The following is an 18,601-nucleotide window of genomic DNA, read 5'->3' as shown; positions in this document are numbered from 1 at the left end:
GGCGCCCTGACCACCCGGTCGGCTTCGCTCCTGCACCTGCCTTGGGGGAGATTGGCTCTCCGTTGTCGGCCCTGACTGACCGGGGCAGGACCTCGCCCTACCTGTTCCCACCCCCCAGGGCGGCGATCTCGGCGTCCGTAAGGTCGGAACCCGGGAGGAACCGGTCAGTGGGGTAAGCACACCCGCAGTTGATCTTGATTTGCAAGAAATGCAAGAACTCTCACTCACCGGCCACGGCATGTCTTCGTCGGCACTTTTCGGTGGATCTGCTGGCCACGCGCAATGGGCACGGGGCAGGGCGGATCTCTCCCTGCCCCGTTACATCCCGACCCGCCGTGTGCCATTCTGTCGGTCAGGATGGCGAGTTGGGCAGCAGTTTCACGGCTGCCTCCCCAAGGACGCGGGGAATCTGTGTGGACAATGAGTCGCGCCGAGCTGATCGCTCAGACGCCGAACTCCTGGCATCCCATGTCTCGGGGGACAAGGACGCCTTCGGTGAGCTCGTGCGCCGTCATCGCGACCGGCTCTGGGCCGTTGCCCTCCGGACACTGGGAGACCGGGAGGAAGCCGCTGACGCGGTTCAGGATGCTCTTGTATCTGCCTACCGGGCCGCTCACACCTTCCGAGGCCAGTCGGCCGTCACGACATGGCTGCACCGGATCACGGTGAACGCCTGCCTGGACCGCGCACGCAAGGCGGCATCCCGGAAGACCTCTCCTGTTGATGACACGGAGCGCCTGGACCAGTTGCTGGAGCCCCACGAGTCCGCTTCGGCTCCTGCAGAACGGAACGATCTGCACCGCCAGCTCATCGAAGCGATGGGGACGTTACCTCCCGATCAGCGAGCGGCTCTCGTCCTCGTGGACATGCAGGGCTATCCGGTGGCCGAGGCCGCCCGCATCCTCGACGTGCCCACCGGAACGGTGAAGAGCCGCTGTGCCCGGGGCAGAGCCAGACTCCTGCCTCTTCTGCATCATCTACGACCGGACGGCAGCGGTGACGGCAGGAAACAGGGCGAGGAACGGAACCGGACGCAGGGAGCATCCGTCCCACCCGCAGCGGGACCGCGTCGAGCGGATCCGCCGGATACAGGACCGAATGACCCAGCGGCTGTGAAGGGCGGAGGTGGGCGAGCGTGACCTCGACGGCAGACAGGACGGAACACCCGGGCGTCGAGGAGATCTCCGACCTCACCGAGGGAATCCTGCCGCCCGCCCGGGGTGCCGCTGTGCGCCGGCACCTGGACGAGTGCGAGCTCTGCGCGGACGTCCGTGCCTCACTGGAGGAGATCCAGGGGCTGCTCGGCACCATGCCGGGGCCACTCCGCATGCCGGGTGAGGTAACGAGCCGTATCGACGCCGCGCTCGCCGCAGAAGCTCTGCTCCATGCCACAACGCCTGAGCCCAGGGACCTCTCAGAATCCGTCGACGCTGAACCCGTCGATGCTTCTCCTGCCCTGCCCGACGGTGACCGCGCGCCTGTTTCACGTGAAACATCGGTATCGCGTGAAGCACCAGCGTCGTCGGGCGGCCCCGCTGGGCGCCCTCGGTCTTCCACGACCGGTCCGGGTCGCAAGGGCCGCGTACAGCGTGGACGCCGCAGAGCCACAGTGCTGGGGACGGTGTTCACCGTCGCGGCTCTGGGGCTCGGCACCGTATTCCTCTTGTCTCAGAACGAGGACACAGGGGACGGTCATCAAACGGCCGCCACAGACACCTTCTCCGAGGGAAAGCTGGAGAAGCAGGTCTCCGATCTCCTCGCACAGAGCCGGGTGAAGATCAACTCCTCCCGCAGCCCTCAGCCCTTCGGGCTGGAGTCGGCATCCGGTACCGCTGCCAGCCCCAGGGTGCTCAATGCCGCAGTCCCGGAATGCATCCGTGAAGGGATCGGCCGTGACGACGCCGCCCTCGCCACGGAGGAAGGCACCTACGAGGGACGAGAGGCTCTGCTGGTGGTACTCCCCGACGTCTCCGACGACACCCGGGTAACCGCCTACATCGTCGATGCCGCTTGTGTCGCCGATCCCTCCTCTGCCTCTGCCGCGAAGGTTCTGCTGGAGCATGCCTACACACGCGGCTGAGGGTCATACTCCGCCCGCATCCTGTGTGGTATCTCGTACGGTGTGCATCTCCCCGTGCCTGCCCGAGGGACATGTCCGTGTACTCGGGCACAGCGGGAATGCCCGCCCCTTAGGATCCGTTGGGTGAGGTGAGAGTTCCGACAGAAGCTCCCACCGGTCGGATGACACAGACCAGAGACGAGGAATCAAGCTGTGAGCGACGTCCGTAACGTGATCATCATCGGTTCGGGGCCTGCCGGCTACACCGCGGCGCTCTACACCGCCCGTGCGTCGCTGAAGCCTCTGGTGTTCGAGGGCGCCGTCACCGCTGGTGGCGCGCTGATGAACACGACCGATGTCGAAAACTTCCCGGGCTTCCAGGACGGCATCATGGGTCCCGAGCTCATGGACAACATGCGTGCCCAGGCGGAGCGCTTTGGTGCCGAACTCATTCCGGACGACGTGGTCTCCGTGGACCTGACCGGCGAGATCAAGACCGTCACGGACACAGCGGGCACGGTTCACAAGGCGAAGGCCGTCATCATCACCACCGGCTCGCAGCACCGCAAGCTCGGTCTGCCGAACGAGGATGCCCTCTCCGGCCGCGGTGTCTCCTGGTGTGCCACGTGCGACGGCTTCTTCTTCAAGGACCAGGACATCGCCGTGATCGGCGGCGGTGACACCGCGATGGAGGAGGCCACCTTCCTCTCGCGGTTCGCCAAGTCCGTCACGGTCGTTCACCGCCGCGACACCCTGCGGGCTTCGAAGGCGATGCAGGAGCGCGCCATCGCCGACCCGAAGATCTCGTTCGTCTGGGACAGCGAGGTCGCCGAGGTCCAGGGTGACCAGAAGCTCTCGGGTCTGAAGCTGCGGAACGTCAAGACCGGCGAACTTTCGGACCTGGCAGTGACCGGTCTGTTCATCGCGATCGGGCACGACCCGCGTACGGAGCTCTTCAAGAGCCAGCTGGAGCTGGACGACGAGGGCTACCTGAAGGTCGAGGCGCCGTCGACGCGTACGAATCTCACCGGCGTGTTCGGTGCCGGTGACGTGGTCGACCACACCTACCGCCAGGCGATCACCGCGGCCGGTACGGGCTGTGCCGCCGCCCTCGACGCCGAGAGGTTCCTTGCCTCTCTCGCCGACGAGAAAAAGGCCGAGCCCGAGAAGACCGCAGTCTGACCCCCACCCGCCCCACGCACCAACCAGTTAAGGAGCCCGCCGTGGCCGGCACCCTGAAGAACGTGACGGACGATTCCTTCGACGAGGACGTCCTCAAGAGCGACAAGCCCGTCCTGGTGGACTTCTGGGCCGCCTGGTGCGGCCCGTGCCGCCAGATCGCCCCCTCCCTCGAGGCGATTGCCGCGGAGTACGGGGACAAGATCGAGATCGTCAAGCTGAACATCGACGAGAACCCGGGTACGGCCACCAAGTACGGCGTCATGTCCATCCCGACCCTGAACGTCTACCAGGGTGGCGAGGTCGTCAAGACCATCCGTGGCGCCAAGCCGAAGGCCGGGATCATCCGCGACCTCGAGGACTTCATCGCCGGATGACCACCGACCGCCTCACTGGCGGCGTGTGTTTCACGTGAAACACGAATGGGCCGACCCTCACGGGTCGGCCCATTCGCATGAGGTGCCCCGAACCCGCAGATACGACATCGTCGACCCGGACTCAGGGCATCACCCCCGGTGGGTCAGCAACGCCCGGTTCAGAGGGGGCGCAATGCCGGCTCCTTCTGTACTGCTCCGAGCAGGCGGTCCAACGCCATCTCGACGTCGTCCTTCCACGACAGCGTCGTCCGCAGTTCCAGCCTGAGCCGGGGATATGCGGGGTGCTGGCGGACCGTCTTGAATCCCACGGCCAGTAGATGATCGGCAGGCAGCACACAGGCCGGCGCCTTCCAGCGCGCGTCACCGAAGGCCTCGATCGCTTTGAACCCGCGACGCAGCAGATCCTTCGCCACCGTCTGCACCATCACCCTCCCCAGTCCTTGGCCCTGGTAGCCCGGCACGATGAACGCGGTCATCAACTGCACCGCATCGGGCGACACAGGGCTCGTGGGAAAGGCCGTGGCGCGCGGCACATAGGCGGGCGGGGCGTAAAGAACGAAACCCACGGGGACGTCATCCACATAGACGACTCTTCCGCACGACCCCCAGTCCAGGAGTACAGCGGAGATCCACGACTCCTTCTCGACCGCTGACGTACCCGCCTTTACCGCTGCCTCACCACTGACGGGATCAAGCTCCCAGAAGACACACGAGCGACAGTTCCGGGGAAGGTCCTGAAGGTTGTCCAGCGTGAGCGGTCCGAGCCGACGCCCCATGAAGCCTGTGCCTCGCTTCCTTCGCCTGCTGCCTCGCGGACGGCTTTCAGAGCATGTCGCTCCTTGAGGAGGCTGCCGATGAACCCACCGAAAGCGGCAATCGCCAGCCCTGTTCCCACCAGTCCGGTGCGGCTCATCATTCGCATGGCCCCTGTCTTGCGCTCAGAGAATCAGAGGTACTGCCAGTGGATACACCTCGTATGTCCATGCATCGTATCCACGAAGCGATTCCGTCGATACCGACAAAAAGCAAAGGGCGGACCATGTTCCGTCACATACCGGACACGATCCGCCCTTGGTCAGCCGTTCGGCCGAACTGGCCGATGTCTCAGGACTCGTCCTCTACAGCCTCGTCGTCCACAAGGCTCCTCTGCAGGACCGGCCCCTCATCGGGAGCGAGCGTGCCGAGGATGCGTTCGAGATCTTCCATGGAGGCGAACTCGACGGTGATCTTTCCCTTCTTCTGCCCCAGGTCGACCTTCACCCGTGTCTCGAAGCGATCCGAGAGGCGTGTGGCCAGATCGGACAGCGCCGGCGACACCAGTGTGCCCGCCCGCGGACCCTTGGACCGCGCCGCTTTCTGGGGCCCGGACCCCATCAGTGTGACGATCTCCTCGACGGCCCGCACCGAGAGCCCTTCGGCCACGATCCGATGGGCCAGCCTGTCCTGCTCCTCGGAGTCCTCGACAGACAGCAGGGCCCGCGCATGTCCGGCGGAGAGCACTCCGGCAGCCACTCGGCTCTGGACCCTCGGCGAGAGCTTCAGCAGACGCAGAGTGTTGGATACCTGCGGGCGGGAGCGGCCGATGCGGTCCGCCAGCTGATCGTGGGTGCAGTTGAAGTCCTTGAGCAGCTGGTCGTAGGCGGCTGCCTCTTCCAGCGGGTTCAGCTGGGCCCGGTGCAGGTTCTCCAGAAGGGCGTCCAGAAGGAGCTTCTCGTCCTCCGTGGCCCGGACGATCGCCGGGATGGCCTCGAGCCCCGCCAGGCGGCAAGCCCGCCAGCGACGCTCACCCATGATGAGCTCGTAGTGCGCCGGCCCGACCTGGCGTACGACAACGGGCTGGAGGAGGCCGACCTCCTTGATGGACGTGACAAGCTCTGCCAGCGCGTCCTCGTCGAAGACCGCGCGGGGCTGACGCGGGTTCGGCTTGATGGACTCGATGGGGATCTCAGCAAAGTGCGCCCCCAGAGGGGGCATGGGAGTCTCCGCCGCACTGTGCGTCGAGGGCTCCTCTGTTTCACGTGGAACAGAGGGCAGCGCAGCCAGCTTCGCAGCGGCCACCCCGCGCTCGTGGGGCGCCACCGGCGGGCCGGCGGGAGACATGGAAGCAGTGCCTCCCGTCACGGCCGGGGCGACCGTTTTCTCTGTCGGGGCAGCAGGGATCAGTGCGCCGAGACCACGACCCAACCCTCTTCGTCGCTCACTCACTGGACGCCCTCCACCATGCTCGGATCGTTCTGCTGTGCGCCGATGTGCGCGTTCGATGCGTCATAGCTGACGCCTACACCCCTCAACGCGATCTCTCGTGCCGCCTCAAGGTAGGAGAGGGCACCGCTCGATCCAGGATCGTAGGTCAGTACCGTCTGCCCGTAGCTCGGTGCCTCCGAGATGCGTACGGAACGGGGAATGCTCGTCCGCAGCACCTCTTCACCGAAGTGACTGCGTACCTCGTCCGCAACCTGGGACGCGAGCCGCGTCCGGCCGTCGTACATGGTGAGCAGGATCGTCGATACATGCAGGGAGGGGTTGAGGTGACCCCGCACCAGATCGACGTTGCGGAGCAGCTGCCCGAGGCCTTCCAGCGCGTAGTACTCGCACTGAATCGGGATCAGGACCTCCTGCCCTGCCACCATCGCATTGACTGTCAGCAGGCCGAGCGACGGAGGGCAGTCGATGAGGATGTAGTCCAGGGGCTGCTCGTAGGCTTGGATCGCCCGCTGCAGTCGACTCTCCCGTGCCACCAGGGACACCAGCTCGATCTCCGCACCGGCAAGATCGATCGTGGCGGGTGCGCAGAAAAGACCCTCCACGTCGGGGACCGGCTGGACCACTTCCGCCAGCGGCCTGCTCTCGACCAACACGTCATAGATGGAAGGAACTTCTGCGTGGTGGTCGATCCCCAGAGCTGTGGATGCGTTGCCCTGAGGGTCGAGGTCGATCACCAGGACCCGAGCACCATGGAGCGCGAGTGACGCGGCGAGGTTGACGGTCGTCGTCGTCTTACCCACGCCGCCCTTCTGGTTGGCGACCACCATGAGACGTGTCTGCTCAGGCCGTGGCAGGCCCTCGCCTGCGCGGCCCAGCGCGTCCACCGCCACCTGGGCAGCACGACCGATGGGAGCGTCGTCCATCGGAGGCGGTGTTTCACGTGAAACATCCGCCCCCATCGATTCGGTACGGGGACCGGGGACCGGATCGGTCATCGGTCCCGCGATGTTGGCGTCGGACCGCAAGGATTCACTCTCCTCGACTTCAGGCTCGCAATGAACAGAGCCTCCCATGCCTTCGGGGTCGTGAACCAGCGAGGCCTTACGTTCTGTGGAGAAAACCACCTCTGTGGACAACTCCGTGCCCCCTGAGGGGGGTGAACTCTCGTCGGGAACAGGACCCTCTCCGAGTGAACCGAGAGGCTTGCGGTCGCGAGGTTCGGCTGCGGCGCGACCGCGGCTGATGATGCCGTGCAGCAAGGAGCGACGTTTCACGTGAAACACGATGCACAGCAGCCGGGCCCGCACTGTCGCGACACTCCGGCACACGGAGTTCGGCAGCTTGTGTGGAGTACGCCTGACCTCTCAGAGCGTATGCCTGCTTGTCAGCCGTCCTGCCGCAGGACGCGCGAATCCCTTAGCCGCGTCGGCGTCGCACACGCCCCGCACGGGCGGCCTTCGCGCGCTTCGCCGCGAAACGCACGCCTCCGGGGCTTTCCCCGACCTCGACGCGCACGACTGTAGACATCGGATCCACCACGCCCTCACCCACATGCACGACCGACGTCGCCACTGCGCCGAGCTTGTTCAGAGCGACGGTCGCGCTCTTCAGCTCCTCCTCGGCGGCATCGCCCTTGAGTGCGAGCATCTCTCCATAGGGCCGGAGCAGGGGGATGCCCCATGTGGCGAGACGGTCGAGTGGTGCCACGGCCCGCGCGGTCACCACATGGACCGGAGGCAGCGTTCCCATGACTTCCTCGGCCCGCCCACGGACGACCGTGACATGGTCCAGGCCCAACAGCTCCACCACTTCGGTCAGGAAGGTGGTACGCCGCAGCAGCGGTTCCAACAGCGTGATCTTGAGATCCTCCCGGACCAGCGCCAAAGGAATGCCCGGCAGGCCGGCGCCCGAGCCGACATCGCACACCGTCACACCCTCGGGAACAACCTCCGAGAGCACCGCGCAGTTCAGCAGATGCCGCTCCCACAGCCGGGGCACCTCCCGCGGACCGATCAGACCACGCTGCACGCCCGCCTCGGCAAGTAGCTCCGCGTAACGCACCGCGTCCGCGAAGCGATCACCGAACACCTCACGGGCCTGCTCGGGCGCGGGGGGAAGCTCCGCTGCCTCCGTCACGGGGGACCGTCCTTCCGTACCGTGCCGACCCACCGGTCGACACCACAGAACTATCAGGCTGACAAAATTCGGCCCCGTCTGCGCAACAGACGGGGCCGGTGGAACGTGGAACCGTTCAGGCAGGGAGCACGACGACGAAGCGCTGCGGCTCCTCGCCCTCGGACTCACTGCTCAGGCCGGCGGCCTTGACCGCGTCGTGCACGACCTTGCGCTCGAACGGCGTCATCGGGTCGAGCTTCACGGGCTCACCGCTGCTCCTGGCCTCGGCAGCGGCCTTCGCACCGAGCTCGGACAGCTCGGCCCGCTTCTTGGCGCGGTACCCCGCGATGTCGAGCATCAGCCGACTGCGGTCACCGGTCTCGCGGTGCACGGCCAGGCGCGTGAGCTCCTGGAGCGCTTCGAGTACCTCGCCGTCACGCCCGACCAGCTTCTGCAGGTCGCGGCCGGACGAGTCGCTGATGATCGAGACAGAGGCACGGTCGGCCTCGACGTCCATGTCGATGTCACCGTCGAGGTCGGCGATGTCGAGCAGACCCTCCAGGTAGTCCGCTGCGATCTCGCCTTCCTGCTCCAGGCGGGTCAGGGTGTCTGCGCCCTCGGCAGCGGCGGAGGTGGTGCCTTCCGTCACGGGATGGACTCCTTCTTACTTCTTGGACGGGGACTTGGGCCGCTGCGGGCCCTTGCGCTGTCCGGACTGGGCCTTGCTGCGGGTGCTTCCGCCGGGCTTGGCGTTGCCCTTCTTGGCGGCGGCGGGCTTGACGTCGTCCTTGGGCTCTTCGGCCTTGATCAGCGAGGGGGACTCACCGGTTGCCCTTGTCGCACCGCTCTGGCGCTGGGACTTGCTCTGCCGCTTGGGCTGCTGCCGCTTCGCGGCTTGGGCCGTGGTCGGGGAGCCGTCCTCCGCCTGGGCGGCAGCCGTGGCGTCGCTCTTGATCACCACACCGTCGGCCTGAGCCGCGAGGCCCGCCTTGTTCAGACCGTTGATGAACTTGCGCTCGTGCTCGTTGCGGTCCCGGCCCTTGGCGACGATGGCCTTGACGACGGCACGATCACGGCGGTTACGGGTCTTGCCGTGGTGGGTGACGTGCTTGGTGAGGCGCTCCAGGTACGCGGCCTGCGCCTTGGAGCCCGGCGTCGGGTTGTTGTGGATGACGTACATCTGCTGGCCCATGGTCCACACGTTGGTGGTCAGCCAGTAGACGAGGACACCGACGGGGAAGTTGATACCGAAGACGGCGAAGATGACGGGGAAGACGTACATCAGCATCTTCTGCTGCTGCATGAACGGCGTCTTCACCGTGGTGTCGACGTTCTTCGTCATCAGCTGGCGCTGCGTGTAGAACTGCGACAGCGACATCAGCACGATCATGAGCGCCGTGACGATGCGCACATCGGTCAAGGAGGCGTTGAGGGCCTCGAGCTTGTCCGAGTTGTCCGTGAACTTCGCCGCGAGCGGGGCACCGAAGATGTGGGCCTTCTGCGCGCTTTCCAGCAGACGCTCGTTGATCACGCCGACGGTGTCATTGGACGCGATGCTGTTGAGCACGTGGTACAGGGCGAAGAAGAACGGCGACTGCGCCAGGATGGGAAGGCACGAGGAGAGCGGGTTGGTGCCCGCATCCTTGTACAGCTTCATCATCTCTTCGGACTGGCGCTGCTTGTCGTTCTTGTAGCGCTCCTGGATCTTCTTCATCTCCGGCTGGAGCGTCTGCATCGCGCGTGTCGCCTTGATCTGCTTCACGAAGAGCGGGATCAGGCAGATACGGATCAGAATCACCAGGGACACGATGGACAGGCCCCAGGCCCACCCGGTGTCAGGGCCGAAGATGGCCCCGTACACGCTGTGGAACTGGACGATGACCCAGGAGACAGGTGTCGTGATGAAGCTGAAGAGGCTGGCAATCGTGTCCACTAATCATGCTCCTTGGGCATGGGGCGAGATCTCTGCGGCCGGGCTCGAAGAACTCGGACTCCCGGGAAGGGTCTGTCCTTCGGTGGCCGGTTCGGCGGAGGCGGGCCCGCCCTTGCGTGCACGCCAGGCGTTACGCAGCATTTCGTGCCACCGCGGCCGCTTGCGCGGCGGGACATGGTCCACGCCGCCCAGCGACCACGGATTGCACCGCAGGATGCGCCAGGCCGTGAGTGCTGTGCCCTTGATGGCACCGTGCCGGTCGATGGCCGTGTAGCCGTAGTGGGAACACGACGGGTAGTACTTGCATACAGGCCCAAGCAGGGGACTGATCGTCCACTGATAGAGCTTGATCAGAACCAGCAGCGGGTACTTCATCGCGTGCCCCCTCCCAGCAACCGCTGAAGAGCGGCATCCAGGTCTTGGGCCAGTTGTGCATGGTCGGCGTCCCCCGCTCCGGGCAACGCTCGTACGACTACCAGGCTACCGGGGGGCAGCAGGGCGACTCGATCGCGCATCAGGTGGCGAAGCCTGCGCTTCACCTTGTTCCGCACGACCGCGCCGCCCACCGCCTTGCTTACGACGAAACCCGCACGCGTCGGGGCAGCGTTCTGCCCAGGCGCATGCGGGTCCGTGACACCGCTGCGTAGGTGCACGACGAGGCGCGGGCGTCCGGCCCGGCGTCCCCGTCGTACCGCGGTCGCGAAGTCCTCGCGCCGCCTCAGCCGGTTCTCGGTGGGCAGCACGACGTCATGACCTGATCAGGATCAGGCGGACAGACGGGTGCGACCCTTGCCACGGCGGGACGCGAGAATCGCGCGGCCGGCACGGGTGCGCATACGCAGCCGGAAGCCGTGGGTCTTGGCGCGACGACGGTTGTTCGGCTGGAAGGTGCGCTTGCTCACTCGGGGGCTCCAGAAAGAGTTCGTAGATTGCGGGGTGCCGTCCTGGCTGTCACCGTGCGCCCACGAGTAGCTCGCGTTACGCCCGAGTGCACCGCTGACCGATCATCTTGCGCGATCTGTGCCCATCGGAGGCAGGCGGCAGCAGCCATCGACAACTCGACCTCGTCACGGTACGCGCGGCTGCGTCATTCGGTCAAACCAGCCGTCGCCGGGAGACACTTGTCCACAGGCTGGGGACAATGACTTGAACCGTACCGGCCGCCCTGACTACCGTGGCTGAACTCCGATTCGTTCCTTTGTCCCTCCCGCACCCCCTTTAGAACCCGACCCAACCCGTCCCTGAACCACACGTTCGAGGGACCCGTGAGAGAGCGTGCCCTGTGGCTGACGTACCTGCCGATCTTGCCGCAGTGTGGCCACGCGTATTGGAACAACTCCTCGGTGAGGGCCGGGGCCAGGGAGTGGAGGGGAAGGACGAACACTGGATCCGGCGCTGCCAGCCGCTGGCACTGGTCGCCGACACCGCCCTGCTCGCCGTGCCGAACGAGTTCGCCAAGGGCGTGCTCGAGGGCCGTCTGGCCCCGGTCGTCAGCGAGAGCCTGAGCCGCGAGTGCGGGCGCCCCATCCGTATCGCCATCACCGTCGACGACTCCGCGGGAGAGCCTCCGGCCCCACTCGCCCCCCGCCCTCCGTCGCGCTACGAGGAACCCGAGCTCCCGCCCGCCCGGCAGGACCACCCCGAGCGCCCGGACCGCCCGGACCTACAGGACCGCCAGGAGCGCGAGCAGTACGAGGACTACGACAGCTACAAGGGCTACGGCCGGCGCCGCGCCGACCAGCATCCCGGACCGCCCGGCGATCAGCTCCCCACCGCCCGCCCGGCCTACCCCTCGGAGTACCAGCGCCCGGAGCCCGGCTCCTGGCCTCGCCCGGCACAGGACGAGTACAGCTGGCAGCAGCAGCGCCTCGGCTTCCCGGACCGCGACCCGTACGCCTCGCCGTCCCAGGAGACGTACGGCTCCCAGGACGGCTACGGGGGCGCGCCCTCGCAGGACTACCGTCCGCAGCCGATGGAACGTCCCTCCTACGACCAGCAGCGCTCCGACTACAAGACATCCCGCGCGGAGTACGAGCGCAAGGATTATGAGCGCGGCAACTACGACCAGCGCGACGCCGTCCGCCGCGAGCTGCCGGAACCTCCCTCGGGCGCGGGTCATGTCCACCGTGGCGGCCCCGTCGGCCCGAACCTGCCCGCCAGTGGTGCACCCGGCCCGCTGGCCGCGCAGCCCGCACCGGCGGCCGGCCCCGGTGAGCCGACCGCCCGGCTGAACCCGAAGTACCTCTTCGACACGTTCGTCATCGGCGCCTCCAACCGCTTCGCGCACGCGGCGGCGGTGGCGGTGGCCGAGGCCCCCGCGAAGGCGTACAACCCTCTCTTCATCTACGGGGAGTCCGGGCTCGGCAAGACGCACCTGCTGCACGCGATCGGGCACTACGCGCGCAGTCTCTATCCCGGCACCCGGGTGCGGTACGTGAGCTCGGAGGAGTTCACCAACGAGTTCATCAACTCCATCCGCGACGGCAAGGGCGACAGCTTCCGCAAGCGGTACCGGGAGATGGACATCCTGCTGGTCGACGACATCCAGTTCCTCGCGGACAAGGAGTCGACGCAGGAGGAGTTCTTCCACACCTTCAACACGCTGCACAACGCCAACAAGCAGATCGTGCTCTCCAGCGACCGGCCGCCCAAGCAACTGGTGACGCTGGAGGACCGGCTGCGGAACCGTTTCGAGTGGGGTCTGATCACCGACGTCCAGCCACCGGAGCTGGAGACGCGGATCGCGATCCTGCGCAAGAAGGCGGTGCAGGAACAGCTCAACGCCCCGCCGGAGGTGCTGGAGTTCATCGCTTCCCGGATCTCACGCAACATCCGTGAGCTGGAGGGCGCGCTGATCAGGGTGACGGCCTTCGCCTCGCTCAACCGGCAGCCGGTGGACCTCGGGCTCACCGAGATCGTCCTGAAGGACCTGATGCCCGGCGGAGACGACTCCGCACCGGAGATCACCTCGACGGCCATCATGGGCGCGACCGCCGACTACTTCGGGCTCACGGTCGAGGACCTGTGCGGCACCTCGCGCGGACGCGCGCTGGTGACCGCGCGGCAGATCGCGATGTATTTGTGCCGCGAGCTGACCGACCTGTCGCTGCCGAAGATCGGTGCGCTGTTCGGCGGCCGCGACCATACGACGGTGATGCACGCGGACCGGAAGATCCGCAATCTGATGGCGGAGCGGCGCTCCATCTACAACCAGGTCACCGAACTCACCAACCGCATCAAGGCCGGCTGAGGTCTCCCGGCCCCCTCGCAGTCAGACACCCGTGACCAGGGGCTGGTGACAGGTCGCCCGTGGTGGGCACGAGGGGATCCGGTGCCTGCCCGCAGCTGTCCTGGTCCCCTCGGGCAGGCCGCCCCCTCAGAACCGTCGGCGTACGGGAAGGGCGTCCCCGGATGAGGTCCGGGGACGCCCTTCCCGTACGCCCGCCGACCCGCCGTCCCGCTCGCCGACGGAACCCGGAAGACCTTCGGGTGCCTTCCGGTGCCCCCAAGAGCCGCCGTCCCGCACCGGCCGTCTCCCTCAGCCGCCCCCTCGCCGTCCTCGCGTCGGTCCCCTCAGCCGCCCCCTCGCCGTCCTCGCGTCGGTCCCCGGTCGCCCGGTCGTCCTCGAGGTCCCGCCCGCTGTTCCCATCCGGCACCGGGTTACGGCCTTCCTCCACAGATTCGGCAAGTTTTTCCCGTCCACATCCTGGGGACCGCGAAGTTGTCCCGATCCTGTCCACAGGGCTGCCCGATGGGGCACTATCAGGCCAGGTCAATCGGTTGTGGATTCGTGGACAAGCGATCTCCACAGGCTGTGGACGAAACGGTGATCCACAGGCTGTGGACAAAGTTTTCCACCGGCAACCCACAGGCAGCGGCCGGTTGTCCCCAGCGATCATCCGCTTCTCCACATGCTTGTCCACTGTTCGGCAACACGAGGCCCCTCCTCACTGGGTCGAGTGAAAGGCGTCACATCAAGGTGCCGAGGGGGCCTGTGGGAAAGACCGGCAAACCTGGGGACAGAGCTGGGGAGAACTCGGCCCTACCTGTGTACGGAGTGTGCAGAACTTTCTGTTCTCCACAGAAACCCCGAGTTGTCCACCGGCTCCGCCCACAGGACCAGTGGACAAAATCTAGGCTCTGAGCTGGGAAAACGAGGTTATCCACGGTATCCACAGGCCCTACTACTACTCCCAACCAGAGAGAGTGAGGAATCCGTTTCGAAGCGGGCCCTGTGCACAACTCGCCGTTTCTACGCCGGCTGCCCCTCGTCACGACTTGACCCCGAGAGGCACCTACTGTCAGTGCTGTGCGTCAGACTGTTCCCCGGTGTCCTTGCCCCTCCCAGAGGCCGAGCACACCGAGTCAGATGACGAAGGCGAAGCAGGGCGCGAGAACGCCGGCAACAGCAGGAGGCGGCTTACGGTGAAGATCCGGGTGGAACGCGACGTACTCGCGGAGGCAGTGGCCTGGGCGGCGCGCAGTCTCCCGGCCCGTCCGCCGGCGCCGGTCCTCGCAGGCCTGCTGCTGAAGGCCGAGTCGGGACAGCTGAGCCTGTCCAGCTTCGACTACGAGGTCTCCGCGCGGGTCTCGGTGGAGACGGAGGTCGAGGAAGAGGGCACGGTGCTCGTCTCGGGCCGGCTGCTCGCCGACATCTGCCGCGCCCTCCCCAACCGGCCGGTGGAGATTTCCACAGACGGTGTACGGGCGACGGTGGTCTGCGGCTCCTCTCGGTTCACGCTCCACACCCTGCCGGTGGAGGAGTACCCGGCCCTGCCGCAGATGCCGAACGCGACGGGCACGGTGCCCGGTGAGGTCTTCGCGTCCGCCGTGCAGCAGGTCGCCATCGCGGCGGGCCGCGACGACACCCTGCCCGTCCTGACCGGTGTCCGCATCGAGATCGAGGGCGACACGGTGACGCTGGCCTCCACCGACCGCTACCGCTTCGCGGTCCGCGAGTTCCTGTGGAAGCCGGAGAACCCGGAGGCCTCGGCGGTCGCCCTGGTGCCCGCCAAGACGCTCCTGGACACCGCCAAGGCACTGACCAGCGGCGACCAGGTGATCCTGGCGCTGTCCGGCTCGGGTGCGGGCGAGGGCCTGATCGGTTTCGAAGGCGCGGGCCGGCGCACCACCACGCGGCTGCTGGAGGGCGACCTCCCGAAGTACCGCACGCTGTTCCCGACCGAGTTCAACAGCGTCGCCGTCATCGAGACCGCCCCCTTCGTGGAGGCCGTGAAGCGTGTGGCCCTGGTCGCCGAGCGCAACACCCCGGTGCGGCTGAGCTTCGAGCAGGGTGTGCTCATCCTGGAGGCCGGTTCCAGTGACGACGCACAGGCTGTGGAAAGGGTCGACGCCCAGCTGGAGGGCGACGACATCTCGATCGCCTTCAATCCCACGTTCCTGCTGGACGGCCTGAGCGCCATCGACTCCCCGGTGGCCCAGCTGTCGTTCACCACGTCCACCAAGCCCGCACTGCTCAGCGGCAGGCCCGCGGTGGACGCGGAGGCGGACGACGCCTACAAGTACCTGATCATGCCGGTGCGGCTCAGCGGCTGATCTCGTCCGCCCGACCTCGCCCGCCTGTCCATGGCCGCCCGCATCGGTCCACAGGCGTGCACAGTCCTTCCGGGTCCGGACGCCGGACCGCGGGTGTGTACCGGATCGTGCCGGACCCGGAGGGAGCGGAAGAGGGCTGATCGGCCGGCATCGGTGAAACCGCAGGTGAGGGCGTGCGTATGAGCGCGTATGCCCACAGATGTGCGTGAGCGCCCGGGTTTAGGGTCGGGTTGGTACGTAAGTGCCGCGGCACGCTCGTGCCGCCACGCCACGTCGCAACCTAAGGAACACAACTGATGGAGCTCGGTCTCGTCGGCCTCGGCAAGATGGGCGGCAACATGCGCGAGCGGATTCGCCGCGCGGGCCACACCGTTCTCGGATACGACCGCAACCCGGACCTCGCCGATGTCCACAGCCTGGAAGAACTCGTGGGCAAGCTCGAGGGCCCGCGCGTGGTCTGGGTGATGGTCCCGGCGGGCGAGGCCACCCAGTCGACCATCGACGAACTCGCTGAGCTGCTGCAGCCCGGCGACGTGGTCGTGGACGGCGGCAACTCCCGCTGGACGGACGACGAGAAGCACGCCGAGGAGCTGGCGGCCAAGGGCATAGGTTTCGTCGACTGCGGCGTCTCCGGCGGTGTCTGGGGCCTGGAGAACGGCTACGCGCTGATGTACGGCGGCGACAAGGAGCACGTCGCCAAGGTGCAGCCGGTCTTCGACGCCCTGAAGCCGGAGGGCGACTTCGGCTCGGTGCACGCCGGCAAGGTCGGTGCCGGCCACTTCGCCAAGATGGTCCACAACGGCATCGAGTACGCGATGATGCAGGCCTATGCCGAGGGCTGGGAGCTCCTGGAGAAGGTCGACTCGGTGACCGATGTCCGGGAGGTCTTCCGCTCCTGGCAGGAGGGCACGGTCATCCGCTCCTGGCTGCTCGACCTCGCGGTGAACGCGCTGCGCGAGGACGAGCACCTGGAGGGCCTCCGGGGGTACGCGCAGGACTCCGGTGAGGGACGCTGGACCGTGGAGGCCGCGATCGACAACGCGGTCCCGCTGCCGGCGATCACCGCGTCGCTGTTCGCGCGGTTCTCCTCCCGTCAGGAGGACTCGCCGCAGATGAAGATGATCGCGGCGCTGCGCAACCAGTTCGGCGGCCACGCGGTCGAGAAGAAGTAATCCACAGAGAAGCAGTCCACGAAGCAGCCGGAGCAGCCACAGCCTGAGCCGCCGGGCGGTTTCGGGGCTGCAGTCCACAGGACCGCACGGCGGTCCACCACGCCGGGGGAGGTCGGCGAACGACCATGCACGTCACGCATCTGTCGCTGGCCGATTTCCGGTCCTATCCCCGGGTCGAGGTCCCGCTCGACCCGGGGGTCACGGCCTTCGTCGGCCCCAACGGGCAGGGCAAGACGAACCTCGTCGAAGCGGTCGGCTACCTCGCCACACTCGGCAGCCACCGTGTCTCCTCCGACACTCCGCTGGTCCGCATGGGAGCCGACCGCGCGATCATCCGGGCCCAGGTCCGCCAGGGCGAGCGGCAGCAGCTCGTCGAGCTGGAACTGAACCCGGGCCGCGCCAACCGCGCTCGGATCAACAGGTCCTCGCAGGTCAGGCCCCGGGACGTGCTGGGGATCGTCCGCACCGTCCTGTTCGCGCCCGAGGACCTTGCCCTGATCAAGGGTGATCCCGGCGAGCGGCGCCGGTTCCTGGACGAGCTGATCACCGCCCGCTCCCCACGCATGGCCGGGGTCCGCTCCGACTACGACCGTGTTCTCAAGCAGCGCAACACGCTGCTGAAGTCCGCCGCGCTGGCCCGCCGCCACGGCGGGCGCACCATGGACCTGTCCACCCTCGACGTCTGGGACCAGCACCTCGCGCGTGCGGGTGCCGAACTGCTGGCCCGGCGACTGGATCTGATCGCCGCGATCCAGCCACTCGCCGACAAGGCGTACGAACAGCTCGCGCCGGGCGGCGGTCCCGTCGCCCTGGAGTACAAGCCGTCGGCACCCGGCGAGGCGCACACGCGCGAGGACCTGTACGAGCAGCTGTCGGCCGCGCTCGCCGAGGCGCGCAAGCAGGAGGTCGAGCGGGGCGTCACCCTGGTCGGCCCGCACCGCGACGACCTGCTGCTCAATCTCGGCCGGCTGCCGGCCAAGGGCTACGCCTCCCACGGCGAGTCCTGGTCCTACGCGCTGGCGCTGCGCCTGGCCTCCTACGACCTGCTGCGCGCCGAGGGCAACGAGCCGGTGCTGGTCCTCGACGACGTCTTCGCCGAGCTGGACACCCGCCGTCGTGAGCGCCTCGCCGAGCTGGTCGCGCCGGGCGAGCAGGTGCTGGTGACCGCGGCGGTCGACGACGATGTCCCCCATGTGCTGTCGGGGACCCGGTTCGCGGTGGCCGGCGGGACGGTGGAACGGGTATGAGCGAGCCGGGCGGGCCCGACAAAGCCCCCGACGACGCTCGGAAGGCGACTCCTGAGCCCTCGGGGGTCGACCTCGCGCGCGTGGCGTTGCGCGCGGCCAAGGAAGCGGCACGCGCGCGTGGGGACGTGGCGCAGCAGAAGAAGCAGGCGCGGCGCGGCGGCCTGCGCTCGGGTGCGCGCGGGGACCGGCGCGATCCCATGGCGCTCGGCGCGGCGATCAACCGGTTGCTCACCGAGCGCGGCTGGGAGGCCCCGGCCGCGGTGGGCGGTGTGATGGGGCGCTGGCCCGAGATCGTCGGTGAGGACGTGGCCAAGCACTGTGAGCCGGAGCGTTACGACGAGGACGAGCGGGTGCTGATCGTGCGCTGCGACTCCACCGCGTGGGCGACGAATCTGCGGCTGCTCGCCCCGACTCTGGTCGCCCGGCTGAACGAGGACCTGGGCCACGGCACGGTGAGGCTGATCAAGGTCAACGGGCCGGGTGGCCCGGCCCGCCGCTACGGGCCGCTGCGCGCCCCCGGAAGCACCGGTCCCGGCGACACGTACGGGTGACCGAGACCCTTTCCGAGCCATGTTCGGGGCCCTGTTTCAGGCCTTTCGCCAAAGGGTGACCGACGTCACACGGAGGGCTTCCGGGAGTGTGTGCGGTCCGTCGGGGTTCCTTTCGTCGCACCCCCGGGCGGAGTGCCGGATCGCCACCTGACTCGTAAGTAGCAAAGGGTTGACGGCCGGAAGCGCTAGGTGCCCTCGTGAGCCTCC

Annotated in this window: 18 protein-coding genes; 9 read left to right on the top strand and 9 right to left on the bottom strand. The window is 67.4% G+C overall.

Going from position 1 to position 18,601, the window contains the following annotated elements:
* The first annotated feature begins 413 nt into the window (after positions 1 to 413).
* The 4 genes from sigM to trxA all read left to right on the top strand — a co-directional run bounded on the left by sigM (position 414) and on the right by trxA (position 3,615).
* Positions 414 to 1,139, top strand: a complete 726-nt coding sequence (gene sigM / locus OHB56_RS21395; RefSeq protein WP_326753726.1) for an RNA polymerase sigma factor SigM — start codon at positions 414 to 416, stop codon at positions 1,137 to 1,139.
* Positions 1,136 to 2,080: a hypothetical protein gene (locus OHB56_RS21390; protein ID WP_406355056.1), complete on the top strand. Its 945-nt coding sequence runs from the start codon at positions 1,136 to 1,138 to the stop codon at positions 2,078 to 2,080. The genes sigM and OHB56_RS21390 overlap by 4 nt, the downstream gene beginning before the upstream one ends.
* A gap of 192 nt (positions 2,081 to 2,272) precedes the next feature.
* On the top strand, positions 2,273 to 3,241 hold the full coding sequence (gene trxB, locus OHB56_RS21385) for a thioredoxin-disulfide reductase (RefSeq protein ID WP_326753724.1): 969 nt from the start codon (positions 2,273 to 2,275) through the stop codon (positions 3,239 to 3,241).
* 41 nt (positions 3,242 to 3,282) lie between these two features.
* Positions 3,283 to 3,615, top strand: coding sequence for a thioredoxin (gene trxA, locus OHB56_RS21380; protein ID WP_055595872.1), 333 nt, complete (start codon positions 3,283 to 3,285; stop codon positions 3,613 to 3,615).
* Positions 3,616 to 3,773: 158 nt separating this feature from the next.
* Here the strand turns inward: trxA and OHB56_RS21375 are convergent, their stop codons facing one another.
* From OHB56_RS21375 to rpmH, 9 genes are all read right to left on the bottom strand, one after another.
* Complete coding sequence (locus OHB56_RS21375; protein WP_326753723.1) at positions 3,774 to 4,391, bottom strand: GNAT family N-acetyltransferase; 618 nt, start codon at positions 4,389 to 4,391, stop codon at positions 3,774 to 3,776.
* 328 nt (positions 4,392 to 4,719) lie between these two features.
* The gene (locus tag OHB56_RS21370; protein ID WP_406355054.1) at positions 4,720 to 5,820 is read right to left on the bottom strand and encodes a ParB/RepB/Spo0J family partition protein; all 1,101 of its coding nucleotides are present in this window, start codon (positions 5,818 to 5,820) and stop codon (positions 4,720 to 4,722) included.
* Entirely contained in the window at positions 5,817 to 6,893 is a 1,077-nt protein-coding gene (locus tag OHB56_RS21365) for a ParA family protein (protein WP_079035051.1), read from the bottom strand. The genes OHB56_RS21370 and OHB56_RS21365 overlap by 4 nt, the downstream gene beginning before the upstream one ends.
* Positions 6,894 to 7,236: 343 nt before the next feature.
* Positions 7,237 to 7,956: a 16S rRNA (guanine(527)-N(7))-methyltransferase RsmG gene (gene rsmG / locus OHB56_RS21360; RefSeq protein WP_326753721.1), complete on the bottom strand. Its 720-nt coding sequence runs from the start codon at positions 7,954 to 7,956 to the stop codon at positions 7,237 to 7,239.
* A 115-nt stretch (positions 7,957 to 8,071) separates the two neighbouring features.
* Complete coding sequence (locus OHB56_RS21355; protein ID WP_055595877.1) at positions 8,072 to 8,584, bottom strand: R3H domain-containing nucleic acid-binding protein; 513 nt, start codon at positions 8,582 to 8,584, stop codon at positions 8,072 to 8,074.
* A gap of 15 nt (positions 8,585 to 8,599) precedes the next feature.
* The gene (gene yidC / locus OHB56_RS21350; protein ID WP_326753720.1) at positions 8,600 to 9,868 is read right to left on the bottom strand and encodes a membrane protein insertase YidC; all 1,269 of its coding nucleotides are present in this window, start codon (positions 9,866 to 9,868) and stop codon (positions 8,600 to 8,602) included.
* Between the two features lie 3 nt (positions 9,869 to 9,871).
* Entirely contained in the window at positions 9,872 to 10,243 is a 372-nt protein-coding gene (yidD, locus tag OHB56_RS21345; RefSeq protein WP_055595879.1) for a membrane protein insertion efficiency factor YidD, read from the bottom strand.
* Complete coding sequence (gene rnpA / locus OHB56_RS21340; protein WP_079035050.1) at positions 10,240 to 10,611, bottom strand: ribonuclease P protein component; 372 nt, start codon at positions 10,609 to 10,611, stop codon at positions 10,240 to 10,242. The genes yidD and rnpA overlap by 4 nt, the downstream gene beginning before the upstream one ends.
* 21 nt (positions 10,612 to 10,632) lie before the next feature.
* The gene (rpmH, locus tag OHB56_RS21335; RefSeq protein ID WP_030215407.1) at positions 10,633 to 10,770 is read right to left on the bottom strand and encodes a 50S ribosomal protein L34; all 138 of its coding nucleotides are present in this window, start codon (positions 10,768 to 10,770) and stop codon (positions 10,633 to 10,635) included.
* Between the two features lie 380 nt (positions 10,771 to 11,150).
* On the opposite strand from rpmH, the gene dnaA reads away from it, so the two are divergent.
* From dnaA to OHB56_RS21310, 5 genes are all read left to right on the top strand, one after another.
* Positions 11,151 to 13,118: a chromosomal replication initiator protein DnaA gene (gene dnaA, locus OHB56_RS21330; protein WP_326753719.1), complete on the top strand. Its 1,968-nt coding sequence runs from the start codon at positions 11,151 to 11,153 to the stop codon at positions 13,116 to 13,118.
* 1,175 nt (positions 13,119 to 14,293) lie between these two features.
* Positions 14,294 to 15,424 carry a DNA polymerase III subunit beta gene (gene dnaN, locus OHB56_RS21325; protein ID WP_055596610.1) on the top strand — a complete coding sequence of 377 codons (1,131 nt, stop codon included), beginning with the start codon at positions 14,294 to 14,296 and terminating at the stop codon, positions 15,422 to 15,424.
* Between the two features lie 296 nt (positions 15,425 to 15,720).
* The gene (gnd, locus tag OHB56_RS21320) at positions 15,721 to 16,596 is read left to right on the top strand and encodes a phosphogluconate dehydrogenase (NAD(+)-dependent, decarboxylating) (protein ID WP_326753718.1); all 876 of its coding nucleotides are present in this window, start codon (positions 15,721 to 15,723) and stop codon (positions 16,594 to 16,596) included.
* Positions 16,597 to 16,721: 125 nt separating this feature from the next.
* Complete coding sequence (recF, locus tag OHB56_RS21315; protein WP_326753717.1) at positions 16,722 to 17,843, top strand: DNA replication/repair protein RecF; 1,122 nt, start codon at positions 16,722 to 16,724, stop codon at positions 17,841 to 17,843.
* Positions 17,840 to 18,394 (top strand): DUF721 domain-containing protein, encoded by a 555-nt coding sequence (locus OHB56_RS21310; protein WP_406355049.1) that lies wholly within the window; start codon positions 17,840 to 17,842, stop codon positions 18,392 to 18,394. Before recF ends, OHB56_RS21310 begins: the two co-directional genes overlap by 4 nt.
* Positions 18,395 to 18,601: the final 207 nt, after the last annotated feature.

It is taken from the genome of Streptomyces sp. NBC_01635, assembly GCF_045209715.1.
GTDB lineage: Bacteria > Actinomycetota > Actinomycetes > Streptomycetales > Streptomycetaceae > Streptomyces > Streptomyces hirsutus.
This window is presented reverse-complemented; position numbering and strand designations above follow the sequence as displayed.

Excerpts from the sequence above, each read along its gene's own strand:
- recF (WP_326753717.1), top strand. The coding sequence starts at position 16,722 with ATGCACGTCACGCATCTGTCGCTGGCCGATTTCCGGTCCTATCCCCGG.
- yidD (WP_055595879.1), bottom strand. The coding sequence starts at position 10,243 with ATGAAGTACCCGCTGCTGGTTCTGATCAAGCTCTATCAGTGGACGATC.
- OHB56_RS21375 (WP_326753723.1), bottom strand. The coding sequence starts at position 4,391 with ATGGGGCGTCGGCTCGGACCGCTCACGCTGGACAACCTTCAGGACCTT.
- gnd (WP_326753718.1), top strand. The coding sequence starts at position 15,721 with ATGGAGCTCGGTCTCGTCGGCCTCGGCAAGATGGGCGGCAACATGCGC.
- OHB56_RS21310 (WP_406355049.1), top strand. The coding sequence starts at position 17,840 with ATGAGCGAGCCGGGCGGGCCCGACAAAGCCCCCGACGACGCTCGGAAG.
- OHB56_RS21365 (WP_079035051.1), bottom strand. The coding sequence starts at position 6,893 with ATGGGAGGCTCTGTTCATTGCGAGCCTGAAGTCGAGGAGAGTGAATCC.